Source organism: Paraburkholderia sp. BR10923 (assembly GCF_040948765.1).
Classification (GTDB): Bacteria; Pseudomonadota; Gammaproteobacteria; order Burkholderiales; family Burkholderiaceae; genus Paraburkholderia; species Paraburkholderia youngii.
This window is the reverse complement of sequence record NZ_JBFPKO010000259.1, coordinates 1-222: the sequence shown is the minus strand read 5'-3', so window position 1 is coordinate 222 and position 222 is coordinate 1. Positions and strand designations below refer to the sequence as shown.

The following is a 222-nucleotide window of genomic DNA, read 5'->3' as shown; positions in this document are numbered from 1 at the left end:
CCTGCTGAACCTGACGCGCCAGTTCTCCAACCTGCGCGCGCTCCTGCTCGTTGGCCGGCGTCACATGCACCGCGAGCAGTTGTCCCAACGTGTCCACCGCCATATGTACCTTGCTGCCTTTCTTGCGTTTGTATCCGTCGTAGCCTGCGCGTGCGCCGCTTTCGCACGTCGACTGCAGCGTACGGCCATCGAGGATGACCGCGCTGGGTTGACCACGGCGGT

General features: G+C 64.0%; 1 protein-coding gene. It reads right to left on the bottom strand.

The features are described 5' to 3' along the window. On the bottom strand, positions 1–222 hold a 222-nt coding region (locus tag AB3X94_RS42385; protein WP_368614520.1), incomplete at both ends, for a transposase.